The sequence below is a fragment of the Rhodococcus sp. NPDC055024 genome, assembly GCF_053608585.1.
The window spans coordinates 1-16,709 of record NZ_JBSGVT010000025.1 but is presented as its reverse complement, the minus strand read 5'-3'; the positions used below and the strand labels follow the sequence as shown (position 1 = coordinate 16,709).

17 protein-coding genes and 1 tRNA gene are annotated in these 16,709 nt (G+C 64.1%); 16 read left to right on the top strand and 2 right to left on the bottom strand.

The window, feature by feature from the left end; all coding sequences use genetic code 11:
- The first annotated feature begins 8 nt into the window (after nt 1-8).
- Nucleotides 9-758, top strand: coding sequence for a Fic family protein (locus ACWF6P_RS30575; protein WP_378537110.1), 750 nt, complete (start codon nt 9-11; stop codon nt 756-758).
- A gap of 391 nt (nt 759-1,149) precedes the next feature.
- Here the strand turns inward: ACWF6P_RS30575 and ACWF6P_RS30570 are convergent, their stop codons facing one another.
- Nucleotides 1,150-1,968, bottom strand: coding sequence for an HAD-IB family hydrolase (locus tag ACWF6P_RS30570; protein ID WP_452623545.1), 819 nt, complete (start codon nt 1,966-1,968; stop codon nt 1,150-1,152).
- Nucleotides 1,969-2,280: 312 nt separating this feature from the next.
- Here ACWF6P_RS30570 and ssd point away from each other — a divergent pair, with 312 nt between their 5' ends.
- From ssd to ACWF6P_RS30535, 7 genes are all read left to right on the top strand, one after another.
- On the top strand, nt 2,281-3,375 hold the full coding sequence (ssd, locus tag ACWF6P_RS30565; protein WP_452623544.1) for a septum site-determining protein Ssd: 1,095 nt from the start codon (nt 2,281-2,283) through the stop codon (nt 3,373-3,375).
- A complete protein-coding gene (locus ACWF6P_RS30560; protein ID WP_452623543.1) occupies nt 3,372-4,553 on the top strand; it encodes a TadA family conjugal transfer-associated ATPase in 1,182 nt (393 codons plus the stop codon). The genes ssd and ACWF6P_RS30560 overlap by 4 nt, the downstream gene beginning before the upstream one ends.
- Entirely contained in the window at nt 4,550-5,338 is a 789-nt protein-coding gene (locus ACWF6P_RS30555; protein ID WP_452623542.1) for a type II secretion system F family protein, read from the top strand. Before ACWF6P_RS30560 ends, ACWF6P_RS30555 begins: the two co-directional genes overlap by 4 nt.
- Nucleotides 5,335-5,919, top strand: coding sequence for a type II secretion system F family protein (locus ACWF6P_RS30550; RefSeq protein WP_452623541.1), 585 nt, complete (start codon nt 5,335-5,337; stop codon nt 5,917-5,919). The genes ACWF6P_RS30555 and ACWF6P_RS30550 overlap by 4 nt, the downstream gene beginning before the upstream one ends.
- Nucleotides 5,920-5,984: 65 nt before the next feature.
- Nucleotides 5,985-6,188 carry a DUF4244 domain-containing protein gene (locus tag ACWF6P_RS30545; protein WP_452623540.1) on the top strand — a complete coding sequence of 68 codons (204 nt, stop codon included), beginning with the start codon at nt 5,985-5,987 and terminating at the stop codon, nt 6,186-6,188.
- Entirely contained in the window at nt 6,188-6,547 is a 360-nt protein-coding gene (locus ACWF6P_RS30540; RefSeq protein WP_452623539.1) for a TadE family type IV pilus minor pilin, read from the top strand. Before ACWF6P_RS30545 ends, ACWF6P_RS30540 begins: the two co-directional genes overlap by 1 nt.
- Nucleotides 6,544-6,894, top strand: a complete 351-nt coding sequence (locus ACWF6P_RS30535) for an Rv3654c family TadE-like protein (protein ID WP_452623538.1) — start codon at nt 6,544-6,546, stop codon at nt 6,892-6,894. Before ACWF6P_RS30540 ends, ACWF6P_RS30535 begins: the two co-directional genes overlap by 4 nt.
- A gap of 22 nt (nt 6,895-6,916) precedes the next feature.
- On the opposite strand, the gene ACWF6P_RS30530 is transcribed toward ACWF6P_RS30535, so the two are convergent.
- A complete protein-coding gene (locus ACWF6P_RS30530; protein ID WP_452623563.1) occupies nt 6,917-9,205 on the bottom strand; it encodes a DEAD/DEAH box helicase in 2,289 nt (762 codons plus the stop codon).
- Nucleotides 9,206-9,661: 456 nt separating this feature from the next.
- Between ACWF6P_RS30530 and cspE the strand changes: the two genes are divergently transcribed.
- From cspE to ACWF6P_RS30490, 8 genes are all read left to right on the top strand, one after another.
- Nucleotides 9,662-9,865: a transcription antiterminator/RNA stability regulator CspE gene (cspE, locus tag ACWF6P_RS30525; protein WP_003946117.1), complete on the top strand. Its 204-nt coding sequence runs from the start codon at nt 9,662-9,664 to the stop codon at nt 9,863-9,865.
- Between the two features lie 185 nt (nt 9,866-10,050).
- Nucleotides 10,051-10,635 (top strand): hypothetical protein, encoded by a 585-nt coding sequence (locus ACWF6P_RS30520; protein WP_317553427.1) that lies wholly within the window; start codon nt 10,051-10,053, stop codon nt 10,633-10,635.
- Between the two features lie 169 nt (nt 10,636-10,804).
- The gene (gene topA, locus ACWF6P_RS30515) at nt 10,805-13,741 is read left to right on the top strand and encodes a type I DNA topoisomerase (protein WP_019746651.1); all 2,937 of its coding nucleotides are present in this window, start codon (nt 10,805-10,807) and stop codon (nt 13,739-13,741) included.
- 33 nt (nt 13,742-13,774) lie between these two features.
- A complete protein-coding gene (locus ACWF6P_RS30510; protein ID WP_378445759.1) occupies nt 13,775-15,004 on the top strand; it encodes a DNA polymerase III subunit delta' in 1,230 nt (409 codons plus the stop codon).
- 30 nt (nt 15,005-15,034) lie between these two features.
- Nucleotides 15,035-15,107: transfer RNA gene (locus tag ACWF6P_RS30505), tRNA-Thr, on the top strand.
- Nucleotides 15,108-15,227: 120 nt separating this feature from the next.
- The gene (locus ACWF6P_RS30500; RefSeq protein ID WP_452623537.1) at nt 15,228-15,797 is read left to right on the top strand and encodes an RDD family protein; all 570 of its coding nucleotides are present in this window, start codon (nt 15,228-15,230) and stop codon (nt 15,795-15,797) included.
- Nucleotides 15,798-15,827: 30 nt separating this feature from the next.
- Nucleotides 15,828-16,250, top strand: coding sequence for a DUF2752 domain-containing protein (locus ACWF6P_RS30495; protein ID WP_452623536.1), 423 nt, complete (start codon nt 15,828-15,830; stop codon nt 16,248-16,250).
- A 152-nt stretch (nt 16,251-16,402) separates the two neighbouring features.
- Nucleotides 16,403-16,600: a hypothetical protein gene (locus ACWF6P_RS30490; RefSeq protein WP_452623535.1), complete on the top strand. Its 198-nt coding sequence runs from the start codon at nt 16,403-16,405 to the stop codon at nt 16,598-16,600.
- The last annotated feature ends 109 nt before the right edge of the window (nt 16,601-16,709 follow it).

Sequence of the window (16,709 nt, the reverse complement as noted above, 5' to 3'; positions counted from 1 at the left end):
CGTTGATCGTGACGGACCCCTTGCAGCCCCTCGTCGATCTTCCAGGCGTACGCGCCGCCGCCGATCATGCGCGCGACGCTCTGGGTGAGGTTCATCGGCACAAGACCAACCGTCGCGGTTGGCCCACCACTGCCGCCGAAGCCGCGGTTCGCGCTGCGCGAGCCTCCGCTTCGTTGGCCGGAGGCACCACCGAATTGCCGGCCGAGGGCATGGCCGGTGACCCGATTCTCGCGGGTGCTCTGCGAGTAGCTCAGGCTCTGGACGGCGACAGCCTTCCGCTCATGGAGTCGACGTGGAAGCGCGCCCCACTGCAGGCTTTGGCCCGGCTGCACCTGTTGGCCGCGGCAGACCTCGTCGAGGACGCGGATCAATTGGGACGGCCACGGTCGGACCGCGGCGTGGGGGAGCGCTTGGACGCTCTCGCCCAACTCGTCACCGGCGGAACCACTGCACCGGCACCGGTTCTGGCAGCCGTCGTACACGGAGAACTCTTGGCGCTGAGCCCCTTCGGCACGGCTGACGGCATCGTCGCCCGCGCGGCCTCGCGTCTGGTTGCGGTCTCGTCGGGGTTGGATCCGCACAATCTCGGGGTCCCCGAGGTCAGTTGGCTTCGGCGGCCGCAGGCGTACACGGACGGCGCGGCGGGATTCGCTTCGGGAAATCCGGCGGGCGTCGGCAGCTGGGTGATCCTGTGCTGCGGTGCGCTCGAAGCCGGTGCGCGAGAAGCGACTTCGATTGCCGACGCAGCTACCGGGTAGTCCGGACAATTGCCCCTGTCGGAACATAACGAACGGGCGGCGCTGCCGATAAATCGACTTCGCCGCCCGTCAGCACGGACTACTCGTTACCAAGCGTGCTCGGTGGGTTGTGTGGGTGGCCTCGGCGAGGGATCGCACTTTCTGAGGTCGTCCCCGCAACCTGTGCGGGGTCCTCGCTCAAATTGAACGAATCTCGCAGGCCCACAACGCTTCTGCCCTTATAGTGGCTTGTGCTCCGCGTGGGTGCCCTAGTGCCCGTGCTAGGAATTTCAGTTGGGGAAACGGTCCTTCTCTTCCGAGCCGTTCCTGGCCTTCCGTTCTTCCGTAACTCCTTTGTACCCTGTGTCCGGGCTCACAGCAAGTACCAATTTTTGTTTGTGGGCCTTGGATTTCAGCGTTTCCGGCGTAGTAGCCCGAAGGTCATGGCACCGGCCACCACAGCTGCGATTCCCACCGCGGCAGTAGTGGCCACCGTCGTCGTGGATTGGGCCGACAATCGCGCACGAAGTGAGACCGGATTCGAGAAAGTCAGTATGGGCCAACCGTTTACGGCTGCTTCCTTGCGCAATGCACGATCGGGGTTGACCGCGGTGGGATGTCCGACCGCCTCGAGCATGGGCAAATCGGTCACCGAGTCGGAGTAGGCGTAACTGGCGGCGAGGTCGTAGCCGTACTCCGCGGCAAGTTTTTCCATCGCCTCGACCTTGCCCGGACCGTAGCAGTAGAAGTCGACCTCGCCGGTGTAGTGGCCGTCTTCTTCCCTCATCGACGTCGCGACGGAATGGGTGGCGCCGAGGGCGCGGGCGATCGGTGCGACGATCTCTTCACCCGAAGCCGACACCACGATGACGTCGTGTCCGCGCAGCTTGTGATCTGCGATCAGATCGGCCGCCTCGGCGAAGACGAGTGGATCGACGATGTCGTGCAGAGTCTCCGCGACGATGGCCTTCACCTGCTTCACGTCCCAACCCGCACACATCGCCGTCAGGTGCTCGCGCATGCGCTCCATCTGATCGTGATCGGCGCCGGACAGTAGAAACAGGAATTGTGCATAGCTGCTCTTGAGAACCGAGCGTCGATTGATCAGACCCTGGGCGAAGAATGGCTTGCTGAACGCCAGGGTGCTCGACTTCGCGATGATCGTTTTGTCCAAATCGAAGAAAGCGGCTGTCCGCCCGGTATTCAGTCCGTTCGCAGGCTTGTCGGTCACAGGAATGAGGATAGTCCGACAGGCGGTTCGTGTGCTCCTCGGCAAGCATCCTCTTTCGGCGAAAAACAGCAGTTCAGTGCAGCTCAGGCTTGCGTTTCTCGCCGATGTCGGGTGTAAGATCGTTGCTGTTCGATTCGTTCGAACTAGTTCAGCCCGACCCCCCGGGGCTGAACTCAGACGGCCCCCGCCTCCTCCCCCCATTGGCGGGGGTCGTCCTCTGTCTGCGGCCCGTTTCTCCACAACTTCGTAGTTGTCCACAGGGTCGTTCACCGCACTGTTTCCGGTGCCCGTGCTCGTTCAGGCTCTGCAGTCATGAACACGACGATCAATTCTCGGGAAACCGGCGCTTGCATCCTGGTTCTCGTCGACGACGCGAAGGTCCTCGCGAGTGTGCGACGCGTCGCTGCCGCGGTGGACCGCCGTCTGGACGAAGCTGAGCATCCCGTGTCCCGGCAACAGTGGAACCGCGCTTCGGCGATCGTATTGGACGCGTCGGCCGCGCGAGATGCGCTGGCTCGTTCCCCGAGGCGAACGCGAGTGTTCCTCGTATGCGACGGCACACCGACCGTCGACGATTGGAAGAGCGCCACAGCGATCGGAGCCGACAGCGTCCTGTCTCTGCCCGAAGAGGAGAACGCGTTGGTCGCAGTTCTGGCCGACCACGTCGACGTAGGGGGTGACGGCACCGTCGTGAGCGTGGTGGGTGGTTGTGGCGGCGGCGGAGCTTCGGCAACAGCGGCGGCCGTCGCGTTGACGTCGGCGGCGCGTCACGTCCCGACGCTGCTGGTGGACGTCGACGCACTCGGTTCCGGCGCCGACGTCCTGTTGGGTATCGAGACGGCCCCCGGATTGCGCTGGGGTGCACTGACCGTCGAGGGCGGGCGGCTGGCGCCGGACGCGCTGCGTGATGCGTTGCCGGCAAAGGGAAAGTTCTTGAGGGTTCTGGCGAGCAGTCGGCGTGAGATCGACGGTCCGACGGTCACCGCTGTTCGTGCTGTGCTGGATGCAGGTCGCAGATCCGGTGGACTCGTGGTCTGCGACCTGCCGCGTCACCCCAGCGAAGTCGGCCAGGCTGTCCTGGAGATCTCGGATTTTGTCCTCGTCGTGGTTCCTGCCACCGTGGCCGCGTGTGTCGCTGCCGAGAAGGTCGGGGCCTGGGTGATGCGACACAACTCCAACGTCGGACTCGTCGTGCGTGGGCCGGCGCCGGGAGGGCTACGCGGCGCCGATGTGGCGGACATGCTCGGCCTGCCCCTGACGGCCGTCATGCGTGGCCACCGTTCGCTGGCGCCGATGCTCGAGCGCGGTGGCCTCGAATTGGCCCGCGGTTGTCCGTTGAGTCTGGCGGCAACAGCGGTACTCGACGCCGTCGAATCCGTCGCACGCCCGCGCAGGGCTGCGGCATGAGTGCGTTGGTCACGGCCGAACTGCTCGACCGCGTTCGCGAGCGATTGACGGCGTCGTCGGTCGCCGAACCGACGGCAGCCACCGTTGCCGATGCCGTACGAGCCGAGTCCTCCGGCGTTCTGGCGGACACCGACCTGTTGGAGGTCGTCAGGGTGCTCCAGACGGAACTGACTGGCGCAGGGCCGCTCGAACCCCTGCTTCACGAACCCGGTGTCGCCGACGTACTGGTGACTGCGCCGGATCAGGTCTGGGTGGACCGCGGGGTCGGCCTCGAAAGGTCAGCGGTGCGGTTCACCGACGAGGCAGCTGTGCGTCGACTGGCGCAACGGTTGGCGCTGTCGGCAGGTCGACGCCTTGACGACGCCCAACCGTGGGTCGACGGGCGTCTGCGGGGCGTCGGCGACGGGCACTTCGGGGTGCGGCTGCACGCCGTACTGGCACCGGTTGCCCAGGGCGGAACCTGCGTGTCACTGCGAGTGCTGCGGCCGGCGACACAGGGCCTCGACGCGCTGTGCGCTCACGGCGCCGTGGAACCGGATGCGCGCGAACTCCTGAATCGCATCATCTCTTCTCGCTTGGCTTTTCTGGTGATCGGCGGAACCGGCGCGGGAAAGACCACGTTGTTGTCCGCGATGCTCGGTGCCGTCGACCCGCGCGAGCGAATCGTCTGCGTCGAGGACGCGGCCGAACTCGCGCCGCCGCATCCGCACGTCGTCCGCCTCGTGGCCAGAGCTCCCAACGTCGAGGGCGTCGGAGAGGTGACGGTTCGCGATCTGGTTCGGCAGGCTCTGCGGATGCGTCCCGATCGCATCGTCGTCGGTGAGGTTCGCGGCGCAGAGGTGACGGATCTGCTCACGGCGATGAACACCGGCCACGACGGCGGGGCCGGCACCGTCCACGCCAATTCGCCCGAAGAGGTGCCGGCCAGGCTCGAGGCGTTGGCTGCGCTCGGCGGTATGGATCGCCACGCGTTGCACAGTCAACTTGCCGCGGCGGTTCAAGTGATCCTGCACGTGCACAGGTTGGCCGACGGATCGAGGCGACTCGAACAGATCGGTGTCATCGACCGCGGTGCGGACGGATACGTACGAATCATGCCGGCGTGGCCGGACGGCGGTTCGGGTCGTGAGCAGCTCGAGCGGATGTTCCGGCTTCGCAATCGGGAGGTCGGGACGTGACAGTTTCGCTCTTGACGTTCGCGTTGGCGGTCTCGATTGCGCCGGTGCGGGATTCACGAGCTCGGCTCGCAACGTACAACCCGAGTATCCACAAGCCCTCCCGGCAGATTCCATGGGAGTTCGTCGCCGCATTTCTCGCGATCTCGGCCGCATGGGTTCTCGGAGGTCTTCCGGCCGGGTGCGCGGCGGTCGTCCTCGCCGGGACCCTGATCTTTCGTGGCCGACGCGCGAAGGCGGCCGAAAACCGGGACCTCTCACAGAAGATGCTGCTCGCCGGTTTGGAGGTGCTGATCGCAGAGTTGAGCGTCGGCGCACATCCTGCAGCGGCCAGTTCTGTTGCAGGCGAAGAATGTACCGGCGAAGTGAGCGCGGTGTTCCGGTCCGCTGGGGCGAGGGCGCGTCTCGGCGGTTCTGCCGCAGCGGCCTTCGTGGTACCGGATTCCGGTATCGAGCGTGAGTTCTCCCGCATCGGATCCGTCTGGCGGGTCGCCGACCAACACGGGCTGGCTCTGGCGGAACTACTCGGCGCCGTCCGGACGGACATGTTGGGACGTAGACGCTTTCGTCAACGCACCGAGGCCGGGTTGGCGGGCGCTCGGGCGACCGCTGCGGTGTTGGCCTTTCTCCCGCTGCTGGGGATCGGTCTCGGGCAGTTGATGGGTGCGTCGCCGTTGCGCGTGCTGTTCGGAGGTGGGCTCGGCGGCATGCTCCTCGTGATCGGAACCGCTTGTGTCTCAGCTGGTTTGCTCTGGACCGATCGGATAACGGCGAAGGTGACGTCGTGAACTGGGTGTCGGCGGCGATGATCGCATTGGCGCTCGTGGTCGTTCCCACTCGTGGCGGTGCATCGGCCAGGGTGGCAGGGATATTCCTCGCGAGCACGACGACGGAATCCGAGGCTTCGGTAGCGGACAAGCCGGATCCACTGGCGGTAGCAGCAAGTCTCGATCTTCTCGGAGCTTGCCTACGCGCTGGGCTTCCCGTCTCGGCCGCGATCACTGCGATGGCGTCGACCGCGCCGAAACCGATGGCCGATTCGCTTCGCCGCGTCGCCGACCTTCTTGCGCTCGGCGCCGATCCCGACGCCGCGTGGAGCGAAGCCGCTCTCGATCCGGATACAGAAGCACTGGCCAGGATGGCCCGGCGTTCGGCGCGTTCGGGTTCGTCGTTGTCCTCGTCCATGACCGAGCTCGCCGAGCGTAGTCGCGGTGAGGCCGAGGATCTGGCGGCTGCCGCTGCCGAACGGGCGGGAGTGTTGATCAGCGGCCCACTCGGGCTGTGTTTCCTGCCCGCCTTCATCGCCTTGGGCATCGTCCCGGTGGTGATCGGGCTTGCCACGACTGTGCTCGGCAACGGCCTGCTGTGAGCCGGATCCGTGTGAAAGCTCCTGCGGCAGAAGTGCTGCCACAGGTTTCGATTTAAGGGGGAGAAATGATTTCGAAGACGTTGAGGTCGGTGTCGGCCAGATTTGCCCTGTTGGTTGCCGAGGACGACGGCATGTCCACCGCGGAGTATGCGATCGGCACCATCGCGGCCGCGGCGTTCGGAGCCGTCCTGTGCACCGTGGTCACCGGCGATTCCATCGTCTCCGCGCTGACGGGCATCATCGACAAGGCGCTCAAGACGGCTGTGTGATGTTGTCCACGAGAGGTATTCGGCAAGCCGACGACGGCGCCGTGACGGTCGAGGCCGCGATTGCCCTGGCTTCGATCGTCACCGTGGTCGTGCTGTGTATCGGCGGAGTCCTGGCGGTGTCGATGCAGGTTCGGTGTGTTGACGCCGCTCGTGAGGCTGCACGTCTGGTGGCACGTGGTGATCGTGAGTCTGCGGTCACCACGGCCCGCCGGATCGCACCCGACGGTGCATCTGTCTCGGTGGAGATCGTGGACGGCTTTGCGATGGCCGTTGTCAGCGCCGAGAGTGCGTTGCTGCCGTTGATCGACATTTCTTCCGAGGCGGTGGCAGCTGTGGAGTCGGGAGTGGAGGAGGGGTGAACCTACGTGACGACGAAGGTGTTGCCACGGTTCTGGCGTGCTGCGTTCTGGCGGCGATCGTGCTGGTGACCGGCGGGATACTGCATGTCGGGTCGGCGGTGGTGGCCAGGCACACAGCGCAGTCGGCGGCTGATCTTTCGGCCCTCGGCGGTGCGGGCGCCTTGGACGGCGGTGACGAGGCGGCGTGCGAGATGTCGGCGGTGATCGCGGAGCGGATGCGTACGGTGCTCGAGGAGTGCGATGTCCAGGGGTGGGATGTCGTCGTCGAGATACGCGCACCGGTGTTGTTGTCGGGCTTCGGGATCGGTGATGCGCAGGCTTACGCTCGTGCGGGTCCGGTCAGCTGATCGTGTCCCAGCCGTTCGTGTCTCAGCTGATCGTGTCGATGACGGCGGTCAGAACCTTCACCGCGCCGTCCTTGTCGAGCGGATCGTTTCCGTTGCCGCACTTGGGTGAATAGACGCAGGACGGGCAGCCGTGAGCGCATTCGCAGGACAGAATGGCGTCCCGCGTCGCGGTGAGCCATCGGGACAGTTCGCTGTGCCCCCGGTCGGCGAACCCGGCGCCGCCGGCATGACCGTCGTATACGAAGACCGTCGGGAGTCCGGTGTCCGCGTGCATCGCGGTCGATACTCCGCCGATGTCTCCGCGGTCGCAGATCGCCACCAGCGGCAGTAGTCCGATCGCTGCATGTTCGGCGGCATGCAGTGATCCGGGGAACCGTTCGGGCGGCACCCCGATGGATTCGAGTAGTTCCGGCGTGACCGTGTACATCACTGCCCTGGTGGGCAAAGTGTGTGCGGGCATGTCGAGTTCGATCGAGTCGAGGACTTCACCCGAAGTCAACCGCCGTAGGTACCCGACGACTTGATGTGTCACCTCGACCTGGACGAGAGCGACGGCGATGTCGCCGTAGTTCTTGTGCTCGAGTTGTTCGGTGATCGTGATTTCGGTGGTTTCGCGAGCCGAGGTGGTCCAGTCGGGATTCTCGGTGTGTACCAGTGCGAGTCCGACGTCGAGGTCCAGTTCGTCGACGACGTAGGTTTCGCCTTGATGGATGTGGACGGCGCCGGGATGAACTGTGGCCGGGGCGCGGCCCGCGTCGACAGTGCCGAGCATCCGGCCGGATTCACCGTCGACAATGGCCACCTGCGTTCCGATGCCGCCGCGAATGTCCAAAGAGCCGTGGGGGTTCGAATCAGCGGTGACGAACCACCCGTGCTTTCGGCGCCGGATCTTGCCTTCCTCGGACAGTCTGGTCAGAACTTCGAGAGCCCCGAATGCGTCCACCTCGGCGTCGGAAAGTGGGAGTTCCATTGCAGCGCAGAGAAGTTGTGGTCCTAGAACGTACGGATTTCCGGGATCTGTCACCGTCGCCTCGACGGGTTTGTCCAGTACTGCCGACGGATGATGAACGAGGTAGGTGTCGAGTGGATCGTCGCGGGCGATCAACACGACGAGTGAACCCTCACCGCGTCGCCCGGAGCGACCGGCCTGCTGCCAGAACGACGCGACGGTGCCCGGGAAGCCTGCCACGACAACGGCGTCGAGGCCTGCGATGTCGACGCCGAGCTCCAGTGCGTTGGTGGTGGCTGCGCCCAGCAGTGTGCCGTCGGCGAGTGCAGCTTCAAGTTCGCGTCGGTCCTCGGCCAGATATCCGGCGCGATACGACGCGACTCTCTCGGCGAGGTCCGGGTCCACCTCGGCGAGTAGACGTTTGGTGGCCATCGCGGTCAGCTCGGCGCCGCGGCGGGAGCGAACGAAGGTGAGAGTGCGGGCGCCCTCGATCATGAGGTCGGCCATGATCCGCGCAGCTTCCGCACCCGCCGGACGTCGTACCGGGCTACCGTTTTCGCCGGTCAATGCTTCGAGCAGCGGCGGTTCCCACAGTGCGACGGTACGTGGGCCGTGCGGCGATCCGTCTTCCGTGACCTCGGTGCAGTGGGCGCCGATCAGTCGCGAGGCTGCCGCGCCGGGATCTGCGGTGGTTGCGCTGGCCAGGATGAAGGTGGGTTCGGCGCCGTAACGGGCTGCAATCCTTCGCAGTCGCCGGATCACGAGCGCGACGTTCGATCCGAAGACTCCCCTGTAGGAGTGGCATTCGTCGATGATCACGTATTTCAGGTTGCGGAAGAAGTGCGCCCATCGCTGATGGGTCCGGAGCAGTGAAATGTGGATCATGTCGGGGTTGGTGAAGAGCCAGCGCGAGTTCTCGCGCGCCCAGGTGCGGAGTTCTTGCGAGGTGTCGCCGTCGTACGCACTGGCATTGGTGCTGCGAAGGTCGACGTCGAAGTCGGTGAGGGACAGCACTGCTCGCAGTTGATCCGAGCCCAGCGCTTTGGTGGGGGAGAGGTAGAGGGCAGTTGCGAGCGGATCGGTCGCCATGGCCGTCAGCACCGGGAGTTGGTATGCCAGAGACTTACCCGACGCGGTACCGGTGGCCACGACCACGTGTTTTCCGTCGTATGCGAGTCCGGCAGCTTCGCTCTGGTGGATCCACGGGGACCGGACGCTGTGTTCGGCGAGCGCGCGTACGACGCTGGGGTGCACCCACTCCGGCCATTCGGTGAACTCGGCTACGCGAGCAGGTAACTGCGCGGTGAACATCAGTGGTTTTTCGCTTCCACTGACCCCGGCGACGACGCGATCGAGCAGCATCTGCCCGTAGGTCTCGCCAGGCTTCCCTCCCGGGGCGGGGATCGGGGAAGGTGCGTTCACGTGACTCTCCGGGCTCGGCGTTGGGGTGTGGCGGCAATCGGAAACTGTCGCTACCTGCAGTTTTGATGATACGCAGCCGTCAACGGTCTTGGTGAAACCGGGTGGTCGGCGCGCACGCGGGAAACCGCGATCGCGGGCTGTTTTTCTCGTAGCGAATTTTTGACGTTTTTAGTTTCTTTTTCGACTGTTGTGCACGCGGAGAACATGGTTGACTGACAATCGGTCGCAGCTTCTGTGTTCGTAGGCTTGAGAAAGTGCACGCTCGCAGGATCGTTGTTGCGGGCGCGGTGCTCTGCCTTTCCTGAGGGGGAAATAAAGACGTACAGCGGTCGGAACCGGCCCGGTGGACTGTAAGGGCTGTTCACCGAATCCGGTGTTAGAAAGAGAAGGAAAAGCATGGCACAGGGCACTGTGAAGTGGTTCAACGCTGAAAAGGGCTTCGGCTTCATCGCTCCCGAAGACGGTTCCGCAGACGTCTTCGTTCACTACTCCGAAATTCAGGGCAACGGCTTCCGTACCCTCGAGGAGAACCAGCGTGTGGAGTTCGAGGTCGGCCAGGGCACCAAGGGTCCCCAGGCTACCGGCGTTCGCGCGGTCTGATTTTTCCGCTCACTCGCTGAGCGAATAGTTCGGACAGTATTTGTCCCCCATCGCATCTGTGCGGTGGGGGACAAATCTTTTCGGTGCAAGCAAGAGTCTTCTCCATCCGGAGTGAATACACGTAGCTGTTCGACCACGGCCGGTCGTCTATGCCGTCACTACCTTCGTGGCTTACGTTTCACTCTGTGAGCCAACTGTCCTTTTTCTCTGCCGAGTCGATTCCACCTGCCGTGACGGACCTTGCCGGAATGCTGGCCGGACCGGGCCAGGTCGTGACCTCGGAGGATCGTGCCCGGATCTCGATCGTCGTGGATCGGGACTGGAGAGCGCAGGCCGTGGCCGAGTTGATCGCGCAGTGCGGACTCGGGGCCGAGGTGACGCGCAGTGACGAGGGCAGCCCGCTCGTCCGCACTCAGTCGACGCCCGCCCTTCTTCCTCTGTCCGTTCAATGGACCAAAGGTGCTGTCAAGGCGGTGCCGGTCGGGTGGGTTCCCAATTCTCGTCAACTCCGCGTCTGGGCCGTCGCGGCGGGCCGGCTCGAAGAAGGCGGCGAGCGGTTCGTGTTCGGCCTCGACCCTCATGCCAAGGAGACGCACGCTCCGCTCGCTCAGGCCTTGATGCGAGTGGGTATCGCGCCGACCCAACTGGGTAACCGGACACCGGGTCCGGGACTCCGGGTGTCGGGAAAGAAGAGACTGACAAAGCTCGTCGAATACCTCGGTGAGGCGCCGAAACACGTCGACACTTCGGTCGCCTGGCCGCACGTCTGACGGTATCGATGCCCCGTGTCCGACGGAGCCCATACTGTACTGATCTGCACGAATGTCTTGCGGGTATGTCACTCTGTAAAGAGAGACACGGGGTATAACTTGCTCCACACGTCTAGTTCTGAAGAACTGCCGACGGCAGTGAACGTCCAAAGGAAGGCTCGGGCAGCAGGTGGCTAAAGCGGACAACGGCAGCGGTCAGGGAGCGTCCGGTAACCCTCGTCGCCTCGTGATCGTCGAGTCACCGACCAAGGCGCGCAAAATCGCTCCCTACCTCGGTAAGGACTACGTCGTCGAGGCATCGGTCGGTCACATTCGCGACCTGCCGCGCGGCGCAGCAGACGTTCCGGCCAAGTACAAGGGCGAGTCCTGGGCCCGCCTCGGCGTCAACGTCGATCACGACTTCGAGCCGCTCTATGTCGTGAGCCCGGAAAAGAAGGGCAAGGTCGCCGAACTCAAGTCTCTGTTGAAGGACGCCGACGAGCTCTTCCTCGCGACTGACCCCGACCGCGAGGGCGAGGCAATCGCCTGGCATCTCCTCGAGACCCTCAAGCCCAAGATTCCGGTTCGTCGAATGGTCTTCCACGAGATCACCGAGCCGGCAATCCGTGCTGCCGCCGAAGACACCCGCGAACTCGACACCGACCTCGTCGATGCTCAGGAAACCCGCCGCATCCTCGACCGTCTCTACGGTTACGAGGTCAGCCCGGTTCTCTGGAAGAAGGTCATGCCGAAGCTCTCGGCCGGCCGCGTCCAGTCGGTTGCCACTCGCGTCATCGTCCAGCGCGAACGCGAGCGCATGGCGTTCAAGTCGGCGTCGTACTGGGACATTTCCGCGACGCTCGACGCCGGTGCCGAGGCCAGTCCGCGCAGTTTCGGCGCACGCCTCGTCTCCGTCGACGGTTCGCGTGTCGCTTCCGGCCGCGATTTCGGAGCTGACGGAAAGCTCAAGGGCAGCGCGGTCACCGTGCTCGACGAGGCCTATGCGCGTCGTCTCGCGGAAGCGTTGCAGGGCGTCGACCTCACGGTGTCGTCCGCCGAGGACAAGCCGTACACCCGCAAGCCGTACCCGCCGTTCATGACGTCGACGCTCCAGCAGGAAGCCGGACGCAAGCTTCGTTTCACGTCCGAGCGCGCCATGCGTATCGCGCAGCGTTTGTACGAAAACGGCTACATCACTTATATGCGTACCGACTCGACGACGCTCTCGGAGTCGGCGATCGCTGCCGCTCGAGCGCAGGCCACCGAGTTGTACGGTCCTGAATACGTTCATCCGACCCCGCGTCAGTACACCCGCAAGGTCAAGAACGCGCAGGAAGCTCACGAGGCGATCCGCCCCGCTGGTGACGTGTTCCAGACCCCGGGTCAGTTGCACTCCAAGCTCGACTCCGACGAGTTCAAGCTGTACGAACTCATCTGGCAGCGCACCGTCGCCTCGCAGATGGCCGACGCCCGCGGTACGACGCTCACGCTTCGCATCTCCGGCACGGCAGGCACCGGCGAGGACTGCACGTTCTCCGCTTCGGGTCGCACCATCGTGTTCGCCGGCTTCCTCAAGGCTTACGTCGAGAGCGTCGACGAAGAGGCCGGCGGTCAGTCCGACGACGCCGAATCCAGACTTCCGGTGCTGGTCAAGGGTCAGGAAGTCACGGCCACCAAGCTCGATCCGGACGGACACAGCACCAACCCGCCTGCTCGCTACACAGAAGCCAGCCTGATCAAGACACTCGAAGAACTCGGCATCGGCCGTCCTTCGACCTACTCGTCGATCATCAAGACCATTCTCGATCGCGGATACGTCTACAAGCGTGGCAGCGCCCTGGTTCCGTCCTGGGTGGCGTTTGCCGTCATCGGACTGCTCGAGGTGCACTTCGGCCGACTGGTCGACTTCGACTTCACGGCAGGAATGGAAGACGATCTCGACGCGATCGCCGGCGGTCGTGAGCAGCGCGGCAACTGGCTGAGCAGCTTCTACTTCGGCGGCGAGACAGGCGCAGAAGGTTCGGTCGCCCGCGAGGGCGGGCTGAAGAAGATGGTCGGCGTCAACCTCGAGGAGATCGACGCCCGCGAGGTCAACTCCATCCGTCTCTTCGACGACGCCGAGGGCCGCGAGGTTCACGTGCGCGTCGGCCGTTTCGGCCCGTACCTCGAGCGCATGGTTCAGAATCCGGATGATCCCGAAGGCGATTTGATCTCGCAGCGGGCCAATCTTCCCGATGACCTGCCGCCGGACGAGCTCACTCCCGAGTACGCCGAGAAGCTGTTCTCGACGCCTCAAGAGGGCCGCAAGCTGGGCGTCGACCCACTGACGGGCCACGAGATCGTCGCGAAGGAAGGCCGCTTCGGTCCATACGTGACCGAAATCCTGCCCGAGCCACCGGCAGAGCCGGAACCGGACATTGTTCCCGTCTCCGCTCCCGAGCCGGAAGAAATCAGTTCGGGCAGTACCAAGACTGCGGTGAAGAAGGCCGCGGCCAAGAAGGCGCCGGCGAAGAAGGCTGCCAAGAAGGTCGCAGGCCCCAAGCCGCGGACGGGGTCGCTGCTCAAGTCCATGGACTTGGCGACGATCACCTTGGAAGATGCCCTTCGTCTGTTGTCGCTTCCTCGTGTCGTGGGTGTCGACCCCGAGTCAAAGGAAGAGATCACTGCGCAGAACGGCCGTTACGGTCCGTACCTGAAGAAGGGCACCGACTCGCGTTCGCTCGCCAACGAAGAGCAGATGTTCACCGTCACGCTCGACGAGGCGCTCAAGATCTACGCCGAGCCGAAGCGTCGTGGGCGTCAGGCGTCGGCAACGCCTCCGCTGCGTGAGTTGGGTGTCGATCCGGTCAGCGAGAAGCCGATGGTGATCAAGGACGGCCGTTTCGGTCCGTACGTCACCGACGGCGAGACCAACGCCAGCCTTCGCAAGGACGACGACGTCGAATCCATTTCCGATGCTCGTGCGTCGGAGTTGCTGGCTGATCGTCGGGCCCGCGGCCCGGTCAAGAAGAAGGCGGCTGCCAAGAAGGCTCCGGCTAAGAAAGCCGCTGCCAAGAAGACTGCTGCGAAAAAAGCTCCGGCAAAGAAGGCTGCTGCCAAGAAGGCTCCGGCGAAGAAGGACTCGTAAGGCTTCGTCGGTGCCGACGGTTAGGGTTTTTGCATGAGTACTGAAGTGGCCGAACGAGGTGTGTTCGGTCGGCTGGTGGGTCAGCACGACGTCGAGAAAAGTCTGCGTGATGCTGCACTGTCGGCTCGCGGCGATTCAAGCGGCTCGGAGATGACTCACGCGTGGCTGTTCACGGGGCCACCTGGCTCAGGCCGTTCGGTTGCTGCTCTCTGCTTCGCCGCAGCCCTGCAATGCACCTCCGAGGGTGCACCGGGGTGCGGTGAGTGCCATGCGTGTACGACGACGATGGGTGGAACCCATGGTGACGTACGACGGATCATCCCCGACGGCCTGAGCATCAGCGTCAAAGGCATGCGCGAGATAGTCAACATCGCTTCGCGTCGGCCGACGACGGGGCGGTGGCAGGTCATCGTGGTCGAGGATGCCGATCGTTTGACCGAGGGCGCGGCCAACGCACTCCTGAAGGTTGTCGAGGAGCCACCGGACCGCACGGTCATCCTGCTCTGTGCGCCGACGACCGATCCGGAAGACATGTCTGTCACCTTGCGCTCGCGGTGCCGGCACATGCCGTTGGTGACGCCGTCCGTCGAATCGATCGCTCAGGTGCTGATCGACCGCGACGGCCTGGATCCGGAGCGGGCGAGAATCGCGGCATCGATCAGCGGTGGACATGTCGGTCGGGCTCGGCGTCTTGCTACCGACGAGAGTGCGCGGGACGAGCGTCAGCGTTCGTTGCGGCTAGCTGCCGACGCGATCGGTGCGTCGACGGCCTACAAGGCGGCCGAGAACTTGGTGAAGTCGATCGAGGCCGACACCAAGGCGTTCTACGCCGAACTCAAGGAACAGGAACTCGAAGAGCTCAAGGTCTCGCTGGGCGGCGGTGGTACCGGCAAGGGAACGGCCGGAACTCTGCGCGGATCGGCTGGTCTGATCAAAGACCTCGAAGCGCGTCAGAAATCGCGTGACACGCGGGCCCGCCGCGATCTCCTCGACCGGACGCTGATCGACCTGGCCGGCATGTACCGGGACGCACTTTCCTGTTCACTGGGGTCGACGTCGACGGCGACCCATCCCGACATGGCTCGTCAGGCCGCCGAGTTGGCTGCCCGAACGTCCCCGGAGGGGTTGCTCAAGTGCATCGAAGCCGTGCTCGAATGCCGTGAGGCTGTCGACTTCAACGTCAAGTTGCAGTGGGCGCTCGACGCGATGGTTGCCTCCATCGGAGCCGCTTTCAGACCCCCGTTTTCGCGATCCGGGGGTTGACCAGATAGACTCGCCACCGCCGAAAGGCACGCTGCCTTAGCTCAGTCGGTAGAGCATTTCACTCGTAATGAAAAGGTCGAGAGTTCGATTCTCTCAGGCAGCTCGGCCAAGAGCCCCACACCCGGAATCCGGATGTGGGGCTCTTGTCGTTTGTCCCCAATTCTTACGTATGTGCGGTTTATCCTGATTCTGGCGAACACATGCCTGAGCAGGGGAGACTTCGATGTCGGATCAGAACTGGGGATCGGGCCAACCACCGCAGAATCCGCCGCCGTACGGGCAGATGCCGCCCATGCCGCCGCAGGGTTATCAGTCACCGACGCCCGCCTATCCGTACGCAACGTGGATCTCTCGTGTTCTCGCGTCAATCCTCGACGGCTTTGTCGTTCCGCTTCCGGGGGTCATCCTCGCGATCATCGGGGCGGTGATCGCGTTCTCGGGATCCGAAGTGACCACATACGACGACGGCAGCATGAGCGCTGAGGGCGGCAATCCGGTCGGCGTGATCGTCATGGTCGTCGGCATACTGGCCATCTTCTTGATCGAAGTGTGGAATCTCGTCTTCAGGCAAGGAAACACCGGACAGACGCTCGGCAAGAAGTGGCTGGGGATTTCTGTGATTCGGGAGTCCGACGGTGTACCTCTCGGACCGGTGGTGGCGCTGCTTCGTTGGATCTTGATGGCGATCCTGGGTGGCGCCTGCTTCCTCAACTATCTCTGGCCGCTCTGGGACTCGAAGCACCAGTGCTGGCACGACATGGTGGTTCGATCGGTAGTCGTTCGCGCGAGCTAGTCGGTGCCGGGGTCTCTTAGAGTGGGTGCCATGGAGTTGGAAGCGGTGGCAAGTCGACGACGCGCGCTGGCCGCACCCGTCGGTGTCGCTGCCGTGGCCGTGACGGCCGCCGCGGTTCTCCATTTCCGCGATCCCCACAGCGCGGGTAGTTACGGCGTTTGTCCGATGTACGCGTTGACGGGATTGTGGTGCCCGGCGTGTGGTGGCCTTCGTGCGGTCAACGACCTGACTAATCTGGATCTTGGTGCCGCAGTGTCCAGCAATATCTTGATCGCGCCGTTTGTCGCGGTATTGGTGATCGCGTGGATCGGTTGGACGGTGCGCCGCTGGAAAGGCACGCGGGATCGCATGATCGTGCTTCGGCCGACCGTGACGATCGTGGTGCTCGGAGTTCTCGTTGCATTTACGGTTGTTCGAAACACCCCGTGGGGGAGCTGGCTCGCGCCGGCGTGACGGTAAGAGGTCGACATGGCAATGCAGGTTTTTTCGCTCATCGTTCTGCTCGGCGCGCTGATCATTCTGATTCCGACGGCACGACGTGTCTTCGGCAAGAAGGACGACGAGTAGGCCTCGACAACTGGGCCGGCGGGGCACATGCTGGCGGTATGGCTGATTCGTTGAAAGCTCGCGTCAAGGAGAAGCTGCTGCGGCAACTCGCCGAGGACGGTCGGCACCCGATTCAGGAAGCTGAGGGTGACGATCCCCGGTTGGTTTCGATCAACGACGACCTCGAAGCCTTGGATCAGGCCGAAGAAGGCGATCCGATCGTCGAAGAACTGGCCGAGAGGTACTGGGTTCCGTGAAGTTTACCGACCGCAGTGCTCTGACCTGGCGATTTGGTGTTGTGTTGATCTTCGCGTAACTTTGTCCAGGTCAGAGCGACACGGACACCGACTCCCACCTGCGAGGGTG